The sequence below is a fragment of the Pseudomonas sp. YA1 genome, from assembly GCF_058680555.1.
In genome coordinates this window covers 163,203-178,578 of record NZ_JBZWBG010000009.1, presented here as the reverse complement: position 1 = coordinate 178,578, position 15,376 = coordinate 163,203, and the positions used below count along the sequence as shown (strand labels likewise).

Below are 15,376 nucleotides of genomic sequence, written 5' to 3'. Positions count from 1 at the left end.
GGGGTGCGGCGGCCCGGGACGGCGGGGTCCGGCGCCCGTGAAGGGCGCGCCGCCCACCCCGCCTGAGTCACTGCGACAGGCGCGGGCCGAACAGCACGACGCTGGCACCGACCACGCACAAGGCCACGCCCAGCCAGTCGCTCCATAGCGGCCGCGAGCGCTCGACGAAAGCCAGCCAGAACAGCGACGCGGCGACGTAGATGCCGCCATAGGCGGCATAGGCGCGGCCGGCGTAGCTGGCCTCCACGCGGGTCAGCAGCAAGGCGAACAGGGTCAGGCTGAGCAGGCCGGGCAGCACCCAGAGGGCGCTCTTGCCCAGCCGCAGCCAGAGATAGAAGGCGTAGCAGCCGGCGATTTCGCAGAACGCCGCGAGGACGAACCAGAGGTAGTTGATCACCGCCGCCCGCCCTCCCGCTCCCAGGCGCAGCGGACCTGCAGGTCGCTCTCCTGGGGGGTATGGAAGCCACGCTCGGACTCCCAGCGAAAGGTATGGCTGCCGTTCACTTCGGTCTCCAGGTGGACCACCGCGCTGGCCCAGTAGAGGCGCCTGAGCAACGCCTCGAACTGCTCGACCCACAGGCTCCACTCGTATTCGATGGCCTGGTAGCTGGCACCGAAGTGGATGATCTGGGTCTGGTAGAGCCCGGCCCCGGACTGCTCGCAGCGGCTGAACATCTCGCGGCCGAGGAACGGCCAGGCCTCGCCGCCCGGCAGGCTGTCCAGCACGCGGCGGTTGGCGGCACGGCGCATGCGCCGTTCCATCGAATCGCCCGGCCAGTCGCGGATGCAGCCATAGACGATGGATTCAGACTCCACAGGGGTACTCCAGAACAGAACGGACTCGCAGAGGCAGCCTTCTAGCACAGGGCGCGAGGCCGGAAAAGCAAAAAGCCTCGCAAATGAGCGAGGCTTCTTGTGGGGTCCAACGTACTTCGGCAGGCAGGCCGGTGACTCAAGCTACTCGATCGCACCGCCTTGGGCAAGCACTATCTGCGCCGCACCGCAATGGTGCAAAGCCGCGCCCCTGCTGGCCTGCAGCCATTTCCACTCAGGCCTGGCGCTGACGCTTGGCCTGCATCTTGCCGGCCATCGCGGTCATCTCGTCATAGATCGCCTGGGGGTTCTGCTGCTTGATCCTCCAGGCCATCCGCGCCTGCTCGTGGGGCAGGATCAGGAAGCTGCCCTTGGCCACTTCGGCGTGGATGTAGTCGGCGATGTCGGCGGCGCTGATCGGCGAACTCTCCAGCAGCTTGCCGACCTGATGCTTCATCTCGGGGCTCGGGCCGCGGAAAGAGTCCAGCAGGTTGGTCTGGAAGAACGAAGGGCAGACCACATGGACGCCGACCTCGACCAGCGCCAGCTCTACCAGCAGGCTTTCCGAAAGCGCCACCACCCCGGCCTTGGCCACGTTGTAGTTGCTCATCGCCGGGCCCTGCATCAACGCCGCCATCGAGGCGATGTTGACGATCTTGCCCTTGCTTCGCTCCAGCAGCGGCAGGAAGGCCTTGCAGCCCTTGACCACGCCCATCAGGTTGATCGCGATCTGCCAGTCCCAGTCCTCCAGGGACAGCTCGCCGAAGAAGCCGCCGGAGGCCACCCCGGCGTTGTTGACGATGACGTCGATGCCGCCGAACTTCTCCTCGCAGCTCTGCGCCAGCGCGGTCAGTTGACTGTAGTCGCGTACGTCGCAACGCTGGGTGAAGCCATCGCCACCCGCCTCGCGCACCAGTTTCAGGCTTTCCGCCAGGCCGGCTTCGTTGACGTCGGCCAGCGCTAGGCGCCAGCCGTCACGCGCCCAGCGCAGGGCGATTTCGCGCCCCAGCCCGGAGCCGGCACCGGTGATCATCATGCGGTTTTGCATAGGGGTCCTGCCTTCCTGTTCGTGTGATGAAGGCCAGTGTAACCAAGGGTTTCAGCGGCCTCCGGCTAAATCAGGAAGCTGAATGCCTCGGGCAAACCCGGACATGCCGGGCCGCGCGAGGGGCTCAGGCGAGCAGCAGGACGCAGAGCTTGCCCAGGACCAGGGCGATGCCGCAGGAAACCAGCAGGTAGGAGGCGCCATCGAGACGCCGGCGGTACAACTGGGCGAAGGAACCCACGTGATGCTGCAGGACGAACATTCCCAGTGCCACCAGGATCGCCGGGATCAGGAAGACGAATTGCCAGAAGTGCTCGACCGCCAGCGTCGCTTCGCCGTCGTCCGCGAGCAGCAGGGCGCCCCCCAGCAACTGGCCCAGCAACAGCAGTCCCCCGACGCCAATACAGGCACGTCCCCAGCCGATCATCAGTCCCTCCCAGAGCGTTTCCGAGGGACCAGCATAGCCAGATGCCGCCATGCGATCTGTGCCCTGGGTCAAGCTGGGCGGCCCGCCCGGACATCCACCAGGCAATTTCATGACGCGGGTAACATCCTGCGGAAACGGGCCCCGCCCGCCGGAGGGGCCCGACCGCCTCAGAACACGTACTGCAGGCGCATCACCAGGCCATCGCCGCTATCGTCGCCGTTGGCATTGCTGACTTTGTCGGTCTTCGCCTTGACGTAGTTGGCGGAAACCTTCACCGCCTCGTTGGCGTACCAGTTGACGCCCAGGGTATGGGTCTTGCCCTTGGCGTCGCCGACCTCGCGGGTGGCGCTGTCGACGACGATGTTGTCATCCTCGACCTTGATCGAGTCGTAGCGGTAGAACAGCTCCCAGGCGCCGATTTCCTTGTTCTCCGGCTTGATGGTGTCGAACTTGGCGCCGTCCAGCTTGTAGAGGCGCGGCTCGCCGGTGAGGGTGTAGGCCAGTTGCGCGTAATAGCCGGAGGCCTTGAGATCCTCGCGGTCGCGCTCGGCCTTGACCGTGCGCCGCAGGTACTCGGCCTGGGCCGAGAAGGCACCCAGCGCCCAGGCGCCTTCCAGGCCCCAGACCGAGTCGTCCTTCCACAGCCCCTCGACTGCCGAACTGCCGCCGAACAGGCCACGGTTGCCATTGCTGCCGGCATCGTTGCCGCCATTGGTGGAGACGCCGCGCATGCCCATGCGCGGGCGGATCCGGGTATCCACTGCGCTGTCCTCCAGGTCGCGATAGGCGTATTGCAGGCCCAGGTGCACCACGTTGCCCGGCTCGTGCAGCGGCGCGAACACGCCGCGCAGGTTGTAGCGCTTGACGCTGTCGCCGTCGGTATCGTTGTTGTTCTCGCTGAACACGCTGCCCGAGAGGAAGGCCATGCCGCCCACCACCGAGCTGGCCTGGATACCGGTACCGACGTTGTCGTTGACCCAGTCGGCGATGTCGTAGGTGAGGTTGCGCTCCAGCGCGGTGACCCATTTGGAGCTGGTGGCCTTTTCCAGGCCGAAGTCGGTGTAGAAGCGGCCGAACTTCAGGTTGACCGGATTGAAGCCGGTATAGGTGACCGAGGCTTCGTCGAAGTAGCCGGCGCTGTCGTTGCCGACGTTGCGCGACAGGTCGTAGTTGATCTGGTACTTCCAGTCCCGGTAGGCGGTGCCGCCGAACTCCAGGTAGGCGCGGCGGAAGTAGGCGGCATCGGCGGTATTGCCGTTGTTCGTGTAGTAGCCGTCGAAGCGGCCGTAGTCGGCCTGCAGGCGGCCGCCGAGCTTGAAGCTGAATTCCTTGTCGGTGGTGGCGACTTCGAGGCCGCCCTTGGTCTTGATCACAATGTCGGCACCGTCGGTGGTCACGGTCCCGGCCAGGCTCTGCGCGGAAATCGCCAGGCCCAGCAAACTCCAGGCAACACTGCTCCCCACCCCTTTGCACGAGTGTCTGCGAATCATCAGGTAAGTCCCCTGTTCGGATTTCGAATGGTCTTGAGCAGCGCGGAAACGGCCGGTTCTATCGCCGGCCGGCGCTGCTGGAGGGGGATCATCTGGATGGGTTGTGACAGCGAGACTGCAAAGCGCGAAAGCTTTTGTGACAGGCAGCCGGATAGCGCCTGGATGATGCTGTCGGATAAGGGCGCAGGCCTAGAGGCATCAGGTCCGGGCGACAGATGTAACAGCTTGTTTCATATATTGCGGCAACCTTGCGAAGATTGCATGACTGCAATAAAAAACAAGAGTTTCTGCCGATAACCGTCTGGCTTTCGGATATTCCTGCCAGTACCTGCGGGTAGACCTGTAACGAAAGAAAGACCCGGTTGCAGGCTGCCAACATCGCCACAACCGGGTAAGGAAGCGATTAAAAAGACCTCGCCGGAGCGAGGCCGAAAACAGGAGCAGATCGTTGTCGCTTCTTAGAACACGTACTGCAAACGGGTCACGAAGCCGTCGCCGTCATCGTCGCCATTGTTGTTGGTGATCTTGTCGGTCTTCGCCTTGACGTAGGCCGCGCTGATCTTCACCGCATCGTTGACGTACCAGTTCACGCCCAGGTTGTGGGCCTTGGCCTTGGTGTCGCCGACTTCGCGAGTGGCGGTATCGGCGACGACGTTGTCGTCTTCCACCTTGATGTTGTCGTAGCGGTAGAACACTTCCCAGGCGCCGATTTCCTTGTTTTCCGGCTTGACGGAGTCGAACTTGGCACCCTCCAGCTTGTACTGGCGGGACTCGCCGGTCAGGGTGTAGGCCAGTTGCGCGTAGTAACCCTTGGCCTTGATGTCCTTGTAGGCGTTGTCATCGGCCTTCAGCTTGCGTGCCAGGTATTCGGCCTGGGCCGAGAACGGGCCCATCGCCCAGGCGCCTTCCAGGCCCCAGACGCTGTCGTCCTTGTAGGAACCGGCCGGCGAGTTGGAGACGCCGCCGAAGGTCGCGCGGTTGCCGTTGTCACCGGCGTCGTTGCCGCCGCTGGTGGCGATGCCGCGCATGCCCAGGCGCGGACGGATGCGCGAGTCGAAGGCGGTGTCGTCGAGGTCGCGGTAGGCATAGTTCACGCCGACATGCAGAACATTGCCGGCTTCGTGCATCGGCGCGAACACGCCGCGGAAGTTGAACTGCTTGACGCTGTCGCCGTCGCTGTCGTCGGCGTCCTTGGCGGATACGCCGGCGGACAGGTAGGCCATGTCGGCGAGGGTCGAGTTGACCTGGGCGCCCATGCCGTCCTGGTGGGTGTTGATCCAGTCGGCCAGTTCGTAGGCGGCGTTACGCTCGGGAGCGGTCACCCACTTGGAGCTGGTGGCCTTTTCCAGGCCGAAGTCGGGGTCGAAGCGACCGAACTTCAGGTTGACCGGATTGAAGCCGGTGTAGGTGACCGAAGCTTCGTCGAAATAGCCGTTGTCGGAGCTGCCGGTGTTGTGCGACAGGTCGAAGTTGATCTGGTATTTCCAGTCCTTGTACGCGGTGCCGCCGAGTTCGATGAAGGCGCGGCGGAAGTAGGCGGCGTCGGCGGTGTTGCCATTCTTGGTATAGAAACCGTCGAAACGGCTGTAGTCGGCCTGCAGGCGACCGCCCAGCTTGAAGCTGAATTCCTTGTCGGTGGTGGCGACTTCGAGGCCGCCCTTGGTCTTGATCACGATATCGGCGCCGTCGGTGGTCACGGTGCCGGCGAACGCCTGGGCAGATACGGCCAGAGCCAGAGCGCTGGCAACGAAGCCGAGCGAGTGCTTACGGATCATCGAAGATTTCCCCTTAATGGTGTGTGCATTGGCAACACGCGAGTGCCTGGCTACAGCGCGCCCCTTGTTCCGCGCTGGCCGTAAGGCGGCCCCTTTGTGTTGGGGGGAATCTTGGCGATGGCAGATTGCAGCCAAATTGCATGGAGATAAATGTTTCATTACAGAGGAACTTTTTATCTCCAATGCGAATAACGCGAAAAGCCCTCTACTACGGGCCTTTCTGGTTATTCGATATGGGTAGAAATCTCAGCGCAATTTTCGCGCAATCCAGAAGTCAGCAGAAAGCCACTTGCCAGCGCCGCCGAAGAACAGCGCGAGCAACATCACCAGGTAGGTCGCGGCGAACTCGATGCCGTTGTTGACGATGGCGAAGCTTCCGCTCGACGTCAGCCAGTCGTAGTTGCCGTATTCGCGCAGGATTTCCCGGGCTCGCGCCAGCTTCTCGCCAGCCTCCAGCACCTGGGCGTTGGCGAACGGCGCGGACGGATCGGCGATCGCCTGCCAGCCGTTCGGCCAGTGCACGGCGAAGATCGCTACCAGCATGGTCACCATCAGCGGCAGGCTGATCCAGCGCACGGCCAGGCCGCACAACAGCAGCACGGCGCCACCGGCCTCGCTCAGCGCGGCGAGCCAGGCCAGCAGTTCGGGAAACGGCAGACCGAGTCCCCAGTCGGGATTGCCGAACCACTCGATGGTGGCCGGCATGTCCGCCAGCTTCTGGCTGCCGGCCATCCAGAACACCGGCGCCAGGTACAGGCGCAGCGCCAGCGGGGCGAGGAAATCCGCTCGACGGGTGACGTCGAGGGCATGCTGTAAACGCAAGAAGACAGTCTTCATCATCACTCCAGAGCGCCCTCGCCCATGAGGATGCCCTGGGCGTGCCAGTCCTCCAGCAAGGCGAAGGCATTTTCGAAATACTCCGCGTCGGCGCTCAGGCCGCAGCTTCCGGCCAACTCGCGCAACAACGGCAGCAGCGTCACCGACGCCTCCCCCTCCTCGCTCAGGCGCTGCGCGAGGCGATAGGCGAATGGCGACAGGTGCAGGAAGCGCACCCGCTCCGCCGGATCGCGCCAGACCAGCAGGCAGGTCGGCTCGGCCGGCGGCTCCACCGGCCGATGGCTCGGCCCCAGGCGATGGACCGGCCAGCGATAGGCCAGCGGCCAGGCCAGTGGCGACCACGACCAGGCCTGCGGCAGCGTCTCGACAGGCGCCTCGGCCAGCGACAGGGCCAGCTCGACCCACTCGTAGTGAGCCAGCTCCAGCAGGAAGGGCGGATCGCCCTCCTCCGCGCGGTAGCCGTCCTGCAGCCAGCCGATGAACTCCTCGCCCAATTGGCTGAAGTACGGTGTGCGGCAGCGATGCTCGCGCATGAAGGCACGCACCAGGCGATGCCAGCGCGGCTCGTCGAACAACTGGCGCAGGACCGGGAAACCGCTGCTGATGAAACCGTCCAGGTTGTTGAAGAACAGTTCCTCGTAGATCGCCATGCGCTCCGTCGCGATGCCGGGCGGCAAGGCCTGCTGCGGATCGCGGATACGTGCGGCGAAACGCCGTTGCAAGGTCGTGTGGTTCATGTGCCGTACCCCAGGCTGCGCAGTTGCGCTTCACCGCTGCGCCGCTGCAGCTCGCGGATGCGATCGGTTTCGGCATACAGCTCGCTCAGTGGCGGGAGGTTGAAATCGCGCTCCAGCAGCGTCGGGCGTTCGCCATGGCAGGCATAGGCATGTGCCAGCAGTTCCCAGACCGGATCGCAGACCGGCGCGCCATGGGTATCGATCTTCAGGCTGGCGCCCTGTTCGTCGTGCCCGGCCATGTGCAGGTAGGCGATCCTCCGGCTGGGCATCGCGGCGATGTAGGCGTGGGCGTCGAAACCGAAGTTGCAGGCGTTGACGTAGACGTTGTTGACGTCCAGCAGCAATTGGCAATCGGCTTCCTCCAGTACCGCGCGGACGAAATCGACCTCTTCCAGCTCGCCCGGCAAGCGCGCATACGCCGAGACGTTCTCGACGATCAACGGCCGCTCGAGGACGTCCTGTACCACCCTGACCCGTTCGGCGACCCGGCGCACCGACTCGTCGCTGAACGGCAGCGGCATCAGGTCGTAGAGCTGGCCGTCGTCGGCGCAGGCCGACAGGTGCTCGCTGTAGGCACGGATGCCATGCTGCTCGATGAAACCCTTGATCGCGCGCAGCAACGACATGTCCAGCGGGGCGTAGCCGCCGAGGTTGAGAGACAGACCATGGCAGAGGAACGGCAGGCGCTCGGTCAGCTCGCGGAACTGGCGGCCGAGACGGCCGCCGATGCCGATCCAGTTCTCCGGGGCGACCTCGAGGAAGTCGACCCGGACCTCATCGCCGACGCCGAGCGGCTCCAGCAGCGCGCGACGCAGGCCTAGCCCGGCGCCGCTGACGAATTCCCGTTGCATGGTCCGTCTCCTCAGGCCTTACGACTTCTTCTTGTCGGCGCCGCAGTTGCCTTCGCCGGCCTTCTTCTCGCCACCGCAGGAACCTTCCTTGGCCTTGCGATCCGCACCGCAGCTGCCTTCATGGCCGGCCTTGGAGGCTTCGCGCTTGCCCTTGTCGGCACCGCACTTGGCCTCGCCGCAGGAACCCTCCTTGGCCTTCTCGGCGGCAGCCACGCTGTAGCCGCTGCTCAGCTCCTGCACGGCGAAGGGATTCTGCGCGGCATGCGCGCCGACACTGGCTACGCCGAGCAGAGCAGCGCCGACGACGGAGGAAGCGAGGGAAATCTTTTTCATGGGTAACTCCTGAAGTTGGTAGCGGGCGCCGGTATGGCGTCCTCGCTCCAATGGACGGAGCACCCCCGGCGGCGTTACAGCGGAGTCGAAAAAAATTTCCCGTCCCTTTGCCTGAACTCAGGGATTGCCCCTGCTGGAGAAATATCGGTCGGCGATATCCGCCAGGTCCCAGGCGTTCTCCTCGACTTCGGATGCCCGCCCAGCGAAACGGATTGCCGCCCCTCCGTAGGGCGCATATCGCGCAGCGATATCCGCCAAGCCCAGCCACACTCCTCGACCTCGTCACGCGGAAGAGAGAGCCGCCCACGCCAGGCCGGGTCCGGTTCGCCCACGCCGGATAGCGGAAACGAAAAAGCCGCCGCCCACGAATCGCGGGCGGCGGCTTGGTGTCGAGGGTACCCCGGCTCAGCGCCGCGCGGCGTCCTTGCGCAACTCGGAGAGATGCGCGGCTAGGCGGTCGAGTTCCGGCCCCTGCCCTTCCGGCAGATGGCGCACGGTCGCCTGGGTCAGGCGCATCTGGCGGATGAAGCGCCGGCAATGCCGGCACATGAGCAGGTGGCTGCGCACCGCCAGTTGTCCACGGAAGTCCAGTTGCCCATCGAGAAAGTCGCTGGACCGGGCGACCAGTTCCTTGCAACTCAGCATTGGCCGGTCTCCTCGAAATGCTCCAGGGTGGCGAAGACCTTCAGGCGGGCGCGATGCAGCAGCACCCGGACATTGGAAAGCGTGATATCCAGGAGATCACGGATTTCCTCCAGCTCCAAGCCCTGGCGTTCGCGCAGGGTCAGCACGCTGCGCTGCAGTTCGGACAGACCGTTGAGGGTCTTGTCCAGGCAATCGCGCAGTTCGCCCTCGGTGAGCAGGGCTTCCGGCGAATCCTCGTGCCAGGCGTGCGGCGGCTGGCTCCAGTGACCGTCGGCGGCAAAGCGCTGGTCATCCACCGTACCATGGGGCCCCGGCAGGTCGTCGAGGAAAACTTCCCGGCGAACCTGGCGCAAGCGGCTCTTGGCGGTATTGGCGGTGATGGTCAGCAGCCAGGTCTTCAGGCTCGAACGCCCCTGGAACCCGTCCAGCCCGCGAACCGCCGCGAGCCAGGCGTCCTGCACCACTTCCTCGGTATGCGATCTGCCGATGATCGCCCAGGCCACGGCCCGCATGGCGCCCTGGTAGGCGCCAACCAGCTCGCGGAAGGCTCGCTGCTCGCCGGCCAGCAGGCGCGGCAGCAGCTCGGCGTCGGTAGGCGCCGCCACGATCAGTGTTTACGCAGGATCACGCTACCGATCGAGTAACCGGCGCCGAACGAGCTGAGCACCCCGATGGCGCCGCTGGGCAGGTCATCCTGGTGCTTGTGCAGGGCGATCACCGAGCCGGCGGAACTGGTATTCGCGTAGCTGTCGAGGATCACCGGCGCCTCGTGCGCCTCGGCGTCGCGGCCGAGCAGCTTGCGGGTGATCAGCAGGTTCATGTTCAGGTTGGCCTGGTGCAGCCAGAAGCGCTTGACCTCGGCGACCTGGATTTCATTGGCCGCCAGGTGCTCGCCGATCAGCTCGGCGACCATCGGGCAGACATCCTTGAACACCTTGCGGCCTTCCTGGACGAACAGCTTGTCGCGCTTGCCAATACCGCTCTCGTCGGCGCGGTTGAGGAAGCCGAAGTTGTTGCGGATGTTGTTGGAGAACTGGGTCAGCAGCCTGGTGCTGACGATGTCGAACTGGTGCTTCGACACGGCCAGGTCGGCGCGCTCGACGATCACCGCGGTGCAGGCGTCGCCGAAGATGAAGTGGCTGTCGCGGTCGCGGAAGTTCAGGTGGCCGGTGCAGATCTCCGGGTTGACCATCAGGATCGCCCGCGCCTGGCCGGTCTGGATCGCGGTGGTGGCGGCCTGGATACCGAAGGTGGCCGAGGAGCAGGCCACGTTCATGTCGTAGCCGTAGCCCTGGATGCCCAGCGCGGCCTGCACCTCCACCGCGATCGCCGGGTAGGCGCGCTGCAGGTTGGAGCAGGCGACGATCACCCCGTCGATGTCGGCGGCGCTGCGGCCGGCACGCTGCAGCGCCTCCCTGGCGGCGGCCACGGCCATCTCGCAGAGGATCGACCACTCGTCGTTGCTGCGCTCGGGAAGGTACGGAACCATGCGCTGCGGGTCGAGGATGCCTTCCTTGTTCATCACGAAGCGGCTCTTGATGCCGGACGCCTTCTCGATGAACGCCGAGCTGGACTCGGCCAGCGCCTCCAGTTCGCCCTTGGCGATGGCCTCGGCGTGCTGGTCGTTGTACTGGCGCACGAAGGTATTGAAGCTCTCCACCAGCTCGTCGTTGGAGATGCTGTAGGGCGGAGTATAAAGACCGGTTCCGCTGATGACGGCTTTATGCACAGTTGTTCCTCTTCTCTCGCTGGGCCGCCGTCGAACGGGGCCGATTAGGCATAGCGGTGCCCGCCTGGGGCCGGCACCGGAAACGGGTTCGCTCGCGGCGATGCCGGGCGCTCTACGAAAAGACGTTGGCGGCGCGCTTTCGTACAGGGCCCGGGCAAGGTCGGCCATTGCGCAGTGTGCCACCGCCTCGCTTCGGCAAGCGCGCGCACCGCTCAGTGGTATCGAAGGCGACAAGGATATTCCAGAGTGCGCGCCGGGCACAGCCGATAGGCGCACGATCGGTTTATTTTCCCCGTTTTCGCCACCGATATCCGTATCGAACTGTAAAGACGACGCAACCAGGCCGGCTTCCGGTCACAGCAGGCTGGCACCTTCCCACCCCAACCATCGATTGAATTTGCCAACCCGCCCCATAGGCAATGCTCAACAGCCCACCTCGGCAAGGCCGCCTATCATTCGGCAAACCCGGTATTCACAAGGAAGCAGCCCCATGACCGATAGCCCTCGCCCAGAACTGGATATGGAAACCCAGGAGTTCGTCCACCAACTGTTCGACCTGGCCCGCCAGGGCAACAGCCAGCGCCTCGAGCAACTGCTGCAACAGGGCCTGCCGCCGAACCTGCGTAACCACAAGGGCGATAGCCTGCTGATGCTGGCCAGCTACCATGGGCACGCCGACACGGTACGCCTGCTGCTGGCCTACAAGGCCGACCCGGACCTGCGCAACCTGGCCGGGCAGACACCGCTGGCCGGCGCTGCGTTCAAGGGCGACCTGGCGATGGTCGAACTGCTCCTCGCCGGCGGCGCCGACGTCGAGGGCGCCTCGGCCGACGGCAAGACCGCACTGATGATGGCGGCCATGTTCAACCAGGCCGAGGTCGCCGCCAGCCTGCTGGCCCACGGCGCCCGTCGTGACGCCCAGGACGCCGCCGGGCTGACGCCGCTGGCGGCGGCGCGGATGATGAATGCCGAGGCCACGGTCGCGCTGCTCAGTCGGCCCCACTGAGCCTCAATCCGCCAGCACCTCGGCCAGGCTGACGACCTGGCCGAAATGATGCTTCCACAGGCGCACACCCAGCTCCCCCGAGCGATCCAGCGAGGAGCCGAGCACCAGGTCGCCGACCAGGGTCGGTTGCAGGCCGGCGTCGAACAGGGCGAAGCCGGCGGCGAGCACGCAGGTGTCGGCCTGGATGCCGCAGACCAGCACCCGTTCCGCTCGCAGCGCACGCAGATGGTCGACGAGTTCCGCCGTCGGCAGGTAGCCATGCTTGACGAAGACCCGGTCGGCCGCCACCAGGCAGGCATCGTCGAGCGGCGGTCGCCAGCCGAGCTGGCGCTGGAACGGCGTACGGGATTCGTCATGGCGCTCGACGCTGGCCACCGAGGGCATCCGCCCGAGCAATTGGCCGATGCCTTCCAACAGCCAGTCCGGCGGGGCGAAACAGAGTTGCACGTCGACGATCAGCAGGGCCTGGCGCATCGGTAGTCGGCTCCGGAAGAACAGGCCAGGCATTCTAGCCCACTCCGCCCCGTCGCTCCGCGCTCCAGCGAAACTGGGCTAGCCTGAGGAAACCTTTCGACGGAGAGCCTTCATGCGCCCGATGTACGCCGTAGCGATCCTTTTCCTCCTGGCTGGCTGTTCCTCGGTTCCCGCCGAGAAGACCCGGGCGATCCCCGCCGAACGCCTGCTCGGCTACCAGCAACCGGTGAGCGGTGGCGGCCGGCTGGAAGTCCACCGCGACTATGGCTACCTGGGCGGCGGCTGCTACGTGGCGCTCCTTATCGACCGCCAGGTCGCCGCGCGCATCGGCGTCGGCGAGGAAGCCAGCTTCCAGGTGCCGGCGGGCGAGCATGTGGTCGGTATCGGCATCGATACCCAGGACGACACCCTCTGCGGCAAGGGCCTGCTGAACCGCGAGCTGAGAACCCGGATCGCCGCGGACGGCAACGCGCGCTTCCGCATCGTCAGCGAGGCCAGCAGCGGGTTCGACATCCGCGCCGAATGATCCGGGGCGACAGGTCGGCCGCGTTCGCCGGTCGAGGTTCAAAGCGATTCCATCAGGTCCTTGCCGCGCTGCAGCCAGCCCGGCGCCGAGCCGGGGCTCGGCGGTTGCGCCTGCTCCGTACCCATGTCCTGCAAGGCCTGCTTCGCCTCGGCGAGCCAGGCCGGCGTCGCCGCCGCGGGCGCCTGGGTGAGTTCGGCCTTGGCCACCAGCCCGGCCAGGCTGCCCAGGTCGCGCGCCTTGAGCGCCTCCACGGTCTGCTGAGCCAGCAGCACCTGCTGCAATGCGGGCGATTGCACCGCCGCGACCGCCAGCGGCGGCGGTGGCGGCAACTGGCCGATCTGCTCGACCTTGTCGCCAGGCTCGCGGGTGAAGGCCCGCAGGTTGTCCAGCGCCGCCCCGCCGACCATCGGCAAGGCGATCCCGGTCAGCGGGTCGAAGGCGCTGACCTCCGGCAGGCCGACCTTGCCGCTCAGCAGCGGACGCGCCAGCGATGGCAGGAACAGCCCGAGCAGCATCCGCGGATCGCGACGCTTGACGCTGAGGCCGACGCTGGCCAGCATCACCCCGACGCCTACCACCCGCCCGGCGGTGGCCAGTACCGAGAGCCGCTTGTTCGACTCGTTGTCGAAATGCACCAGGCGATAGCGGAAGTAGTCGGTGAAGGGTTCTCGCGGGCCTATCGCCGAAGTGTTCATGAACCAGGCGCGGGAGTCGTGCACCTGTTCGTCGAATAGCGCCACCAGTTTTTCCTGGCCCGGCGCCACCCGGTCGGGAGCGCTGAACAACTGGTGGTAGCGCGCGCTGCCGTCGCGGTGGATCTGGCTGTATTCCTCGGCTTCGTCTTCCTCGTTGATCAGGAATACGGTGCCGCCGAGCAGCAGGTCGATCACTCCCCCCACCGTCATGCCGTCGTCGAGCACGCCCCAGTCGCCCTTGTAGTCATGGGCGAATTCGGCGGCGGCGCCGAGCAGTTGGCGCTGGTCCAGCGGCGGGTCGAACTGCTTCTCCACCCGCAGGTCGCGCAGTTGGTCCTCGCCGCCGATCAGCGCCACGTTGCGATCCCACTCCGCCTGTTCGGCGGCGCTCATCGGCGGGAGCGGCTCGCCCTGCTGGGCGGCCGCGTACTCCCGGCTACGCCGCTTGTGCAGGGCCTCCCAGGCCTTCTGCTGGGCTTCCGGCATGTCCGGCGGGACATTGGCGAAGAACGCCTTGTTGCGCAGCCCGCCGGCATAGCGGTCGATGCGCCAGGCGGTGATCAACGCGGTCTCGCGACGGATCACCTCTTCCAGGGGGCCGGCCTTGGCCTGGGCCTGCCAGGCGTTGAAACGGGTGGCGAGTTCTTCGGAGACGCTGAACTCCGCTTCAATCTTGGGCACCATTACCCGCCAATCTTCATGAAAGTCTGGATGGACGGCAGGTGCTGGAACTTGCAAAGGAGCACCTGCCTCGAAAGCCTCCGCATACATATGCTGCAACGCTATCTGGGATAGCAGAGATTCCGAACCTCCCACAGCTTTCCCCTGGTTGCCGACGCCATAACCGCCACCAACATCCGAGTGAACACCAGGATAAGCATATTCCACCGTCCACTTCCGGTAGCAGGAGGGCCCCGTCCGACGTCCGTTGGCATCCATGTCACGACGGCGGATCGAATCGAGTGGAAAACTGGCACGCTGCTCATGACAGGAAACCAGATGCACGCAACGTTTCAGAAAAGAACAGTCTTCCGGCAGGATGGTCGGCAGGCACTGGGAGAGGGCCTCATCGGGCAGGCGCATGGTGTCATCGGCCCAATCCATATGCCCGGCAGCGAACGGCGCACTATCCGCCAGCCCAACTGCCGCCACGGTATCGAAAAGGCCGAGGAACTCGATCGAGATCGGCAGACCGGCAAAGCGATATTCCACCCGACCATCGGCATCGCTGACCCGGGTTAGCTCCTGCAGCCAGTTGGCAAAGGCTCGTGCTTCTGCCGCCCCACGGGAGAATCCGTAGACATACAAGCGCATGGCCAGGATATGCGGTTTCTGCCCAGAGTTCTGACGCTGTCGAAGCTTTTCTTCCAGTTCCTTGAGTTTTGGCTCCAAGGCAGCTCGGCGTTTTTTCTCGCCATTTTCCAATAAACCACCAGTGAGCGTACTGACGGTCCAGTTAGTGGACATTTCTTCTACTAGGCCCTGAACCTCATTTAGGTTAAGCCTACTTTTTAATAAAGTATAGAAAAGAGCATCAACCAACTGAATAAGACCCCAGTTTATTCGATTTTCGCCTCCCTCAGCACCAATTAACCCCATGCCTGAAGGCGTAAATTCTTTAATATCCGGAAACACCGTACCCACACCTGGGCAATAGTACTTAAAAATCCCCCTGCTGCTTATATCATCGCCACCCCCAATACTTGCATGAATTAGCTTAGCGACATTACTGCAAGATGGAGAAACCGATGAACTATCAGCCTTATCGTTATTATTAGTCCCATCAAACCCAAGTGTAATATGGATAGCTTTACAGCAAGGCGCACCACCGACTACGTCACCTTCAGAAAGCCTTTTTTGCTCTTGCGCCCTTGAAAAAACCCGTTCATCGCTCTGCTGCTTTAATATATTTTCTGATAATTTTTTAGAATCATAAATCAGGCGCCCTGCCACAGGATGGGTGGGTGCTATATGAAATCCAAAATTAGGCATC

General features: G+C 64.4%; 17 protein-coding genes. 2 read left to right on the top strand and 15 right to left on the bottom strand.

Translation table 11 applies throughout. The features are described from left to right. Positions 1 to 67: 67 nt before the first annotated feature. The 13 genes from AC4OR5_RS14870 to AC4OR5_RS14810 all read right to left on the bottom strand — a co-directional run bounded on the left by AC4OR5_RS14870 (position 68) and on the right by AC4OR5_RS14810 (position 10,682). The gene (locus tag AC4OR5_RS14870) at positions 68 to 397 is read right to left on the bottom strand and encodes a YnfA family protein (RefSeq protein ID WP_003091616.1); all 330 of its coding nucleotides are present in this window, start codon (positions 395 to 397) and stop codon (positions 68 to 70) included. Beyond that, positions 394 to 816, bottom strand: a complete 423-nt coding sequence (locus tag AC4OR5_RS14865; RefSeq protein WP_003091617.1) for a hypothetical protein — start codon at positions 814 to 816, stop codon at positions 394 to 396. The genes AC4OR5_RS14870 and AC4OR5_RS14865 overlap by 4 nt, the downstream gene beginning before the upstream one ends. Positions 817 to 1,048: 232 nt before the next feature. Continuing rightward, complete coding sequence (locus AC4OR5_RS14860) at positions 1,049 to 1,861, bottom strand: SDR family oxidoreductase (RefSeq protein ID WP_003091619.1); 813 nt, start codon at positions 1,859 to 1,861, stop codon at positions 1,049 to 1,051. Between the two features lie 124 nt (positions 1,862 to 1,985). Continuing rightward, positions 1,986 to 2,285 carry a hypothetical protein gene (locus AC4OR5_RS14855; protein ID WP_003091621.1) on the bottom strand — a complete coding sequence of 100 codons (300 nt, stop codon included), beginning with the start codon at positions 2,283 to 2,285 and terminating at the stop codon, positions 1,986 to 1,988. A 167-nt stretch (positions 2,286 to 2,452) separates the two neighbouring features. Continuing rightward, the gene (gene oprP, locus AC4OR5_RS14850) at positions 2,453 to 3,775 is read right to left on the bottom strand and encodes an outer membrane porin OprP (protein WP_023106133.1); all 1,323 of its coding nucleotides are present in this window, start codon (positions 3,773 to 3,775) and stop codon (positions 2,453 to 2,455) included. 458 nt (positions 3,776 to 4,233) lie between these two features. Then, positions 4,234 to 5,550 carry an outer membrane porin OprO gene (gene oprO, locus AC4OR5_RS14845; RefSeq protein ID WP_003104423.1) on the bottom strand — a complete coding sequence of 439 codons (1,317 nt, stop codon included), beginning with the start codon at positions 5,548 to 5,550 and terminating at the stop codon, positions 4,234 to 4,236. A gap of 246 nt (positions 5,551 to 5,796) precedes the next feature. Further along, positions 5,797 to 6,387 (bottom strand): HvfX family Cu-binding RiPP maturation protein, encoded by a 591-nt coding sequence (locus tag AC4OR5_RS14840; RefSeq protein WP_003117603.1) that lies wholly within the window; start codon positions 6,385 to 6,387, stop codon positions 5,797 to 5,799. 2 nt (positions 6,388 to 6,389) lie between these two features. After that, positions 6,390 to 7,124, bottom strand: coding sequence for an HvfC family RiPP maturation protein (locus tag AC4OR5_RS14835; protein ID WP_003111723.1), 735 nt, complete (start codon positions 7,122 to 7,124; stop codon positions 6,390 to 6,392). Continuing rightward, a complete protein-coding gene (locus tag AC4OR5_RS14830) occupies positions 7,121 to 7,975 on the bottom strand; it encodes an HvfB family MNIO-type RiPP peptide maturase (protein WP_058160255.1) in 855 nt (284 codons plus the stop codon). The genes AC4OR5_RS14835 and AC4OR5_RS14830 overlap by 4 nt, the downstream gene beginning before the upstream one ends. Before the next feature lie 18 nt (positions 7,976 to 7,993). After that, the gene (locus AC4OR5_RS14825; protein WP_003091625.1) at positions 7,994 to 8,308 is read right to left on the bottom strand and encodes an HvfA family oxazolone/thioamide-modified RiPP metallophore; all 315 of its coding nucleotides are present in this window, start codon (positions 8,306 to 8,308) and stop codon (positions 7,994 to 7,996) included. A gap of 405 nt (positions 8,309 to 8,713) precedes the next feature. Then, positions 8,714 to 8,953, bottom strand: a complete 240-nt coding sequence (locus AC4OR5_RS14820; RefSeq protein ID WP_003091627.1) for an anti-sigma factor family protein — start codon at positions 8,951 to 8,953, stop codon at positions 8,714 to 8,716. Then, entirely contained in the window at positions 8,947 to 9,558 is a 612-nt protein-coding gene (locus tag AC4OR5_RS14815) for an RNA polymerase sigma factor (RefSeq protein ID WP_003091628.1), read from the bottom strand. Before AC4OR5_RS14815 ends, AC4OR5_RS14820 begins: the two co-directional genes overlap by 7 nt. A 2-nt stretch (positions 9,559 to 9,560) precedes the next feature. Further along, positions 9,561 to 10,682 carry a beta-ketoacyl-ACP synthase III gene (locus AC4OR5_RS14810; RefSeq protein WP_003104436.1) on the bottom strand — a complete coding sequence of 374 codons (1,122 nt, stop codon included), beginning with the start codon at positions 10,680 to 10,682 and terminating at the stop codon, positions 9,561 to 9,563. 490 nt (positions 10,683 to 11,172) lie between these two features. Between AC4OR5_RS14810 and AC4OR5_RS14805 the strand changes: the two genes are divergently transcribed. Further along, positions 11,173 to 11,688 (top strand): ankyrin repeat domain-containing protein, encoded by a 516-nt coding sequence (locus tag AC4OR5_RS14805; RefSeq protein ID WP_003091630.1) that lies wholly within the window; start codon positions 11,173 to 11,175, stop codon positions 11,686 to 11,688. Positions 11,689 to 11,691: 3 nt separating this feature from the next. Here AC4OR5_RS14805 and AC4OR5_RS14800 read toward each other — a convergent pair whose 3' ends face one another. Further along, the gene (locus AC4OR5_RS14800) at positions 11,692 to 12,195 is read right to left on the bottom strand and encodes a cysteine hydrolase family protein (protein WP_079200116.1); all 504 of its coding nucleotides are present in this window, start codon (positions 12,193 to 12,195) and stop codon (positions 11,692 to 11,694) included. Positions 12,196 to 12,274: 79 nt separating this feature from the next. Between AC4OR5_RS14800 and AC4OR5_RS14795 the strand changes: the two genes are divergently transcribed. Beyond that, on the top strand, positions 12,275 to 12,688 hold the full coding sequence (locus AC4OR5_RS14795; RefSeq protein ID WP_058160257.1) for a hypothetical protein: 414 nt from the start codon (positions 12,275 to 12,277) through the stop codon (positions 12,686 to 12,688). 38 nt (positions 12,689 to 12,726) lie between these two features. Here the strand turns inward: AC4OR5_RS14795 and AC4OR5_RS14790 are convergent, their stop codons facing one another. After that, on the bottom strand, positions 12,727 to 15,375 hold the full coding sequence (locus AC4OR5_RS14790) for a T6SS phospholipase effector Tle1-like catalytic domain-containing protein (RefSeq protein WP_071536175.1): 2,649 nt from the start codon (positions 15,373 to 15,375) through the stop codon (positions 12,727 to 12,729). Position 15,376: the final 1 nt, after the last annotated feature.

Excerpts from the sequence above, each read along its gene's own strand:
- AC4OR5_RS14795 (WP_058160257.1), top strand. The coding sequence starts at position 12,275 with ATGCGCCCGATGTACGCCGTAGCGATCCTTTTCCTCCTGGCTGGCTGT.
- AC4OR5_RS14835 (WP_003111723.1), bottom strand. The coding sequence starts at position 7,124 with ATGAACCACACGACCTTGCAACGGCGTTTCGCCGCACGTATCCGCGAT.
- AC4OR5_RS14825 (WP_003091625.1), bottom strand. The coding sequence starts at position 8,308 with ATGAAAAAGATTTCCCTCGCTTCCTCCGTCGTCGGCGCTGCTCTGCTC.
- AC4OR5_RS14800 (WP_079200116.1), bottom strand. The coding sequence starts at position 12,195 with ATGCCTGGCCTGTTCTTCCGGAGCCGACTACCGATGCGCCAGGCCCTG.
- AC4OR5_RS14830 (WP_058160255.1), bottom strand. The coding sequence starts at position 7,975 with ATGCAACGGGAATTCGTCAGCGGCGCCGGGCTAGGCCTGCGTCGCGCG.
- AC4OR5_RS14805 (WP_003091630.1), top strand. The coding sequence starts at position 11,173 with ATGACCGATAGCCCTCGCCCAGAACTGGATATGGAAACCCAGGAGTTC.
- AC4OR5_RS14855 (WP_003091621.1), bottom strand. The coding sequence starts at position 2,285 with ATGATCGGCTGGGGACGTGCCTGTATTGGCGTCGGGGGACTGCTGTTG.
- AC4OR5_RS14820 (WP_003091627.1), bottom strand. The coding sequence starts at position 8,953 with ATGCTGAGTTGCAAGGAACTGGTCGCCCGGTCCAGCGACTTTCTCGAT.
- oprP (WP_023106133.1), bottom strand. The coding sequence starts at position 3,775 with ATGATTCGCAGACACTCGTGCAAAGGGGTGGGGAGCAGTGTTGCCTGG.
- AC4OR5_RS14860 (WP_003091619.1), bottom strand. The coding sequence starts at position 1,861 with ATGCAAAACCGCATGATGATCACCGGTGCCGGCTCCGGGCTGGGGCGC.
- AC4OR5_RS14790 (WP_071536175.1), bottom strand. The coding sequence starts at position 15,375 with ATGCCTAATTTTGGATTTCATATAGCACCCACCCATCCTGTGGCAGGG.
- AC4OR5_RS14840 (WP_003117603.1), bottom strand. The coding sequence starts at position 6,387 with ATGAAGACTGTCTTCTTGCGTTTACAGCATGCCCTCGACGTCACCCGT.
- oprO (WP_003104423.1), bottom strand. The coding sequence starts at position 5,550 with ATGATCCGTAAGCACTCGCTCGGCTTCGTTGCCAGCGCTCTGGCTCTG.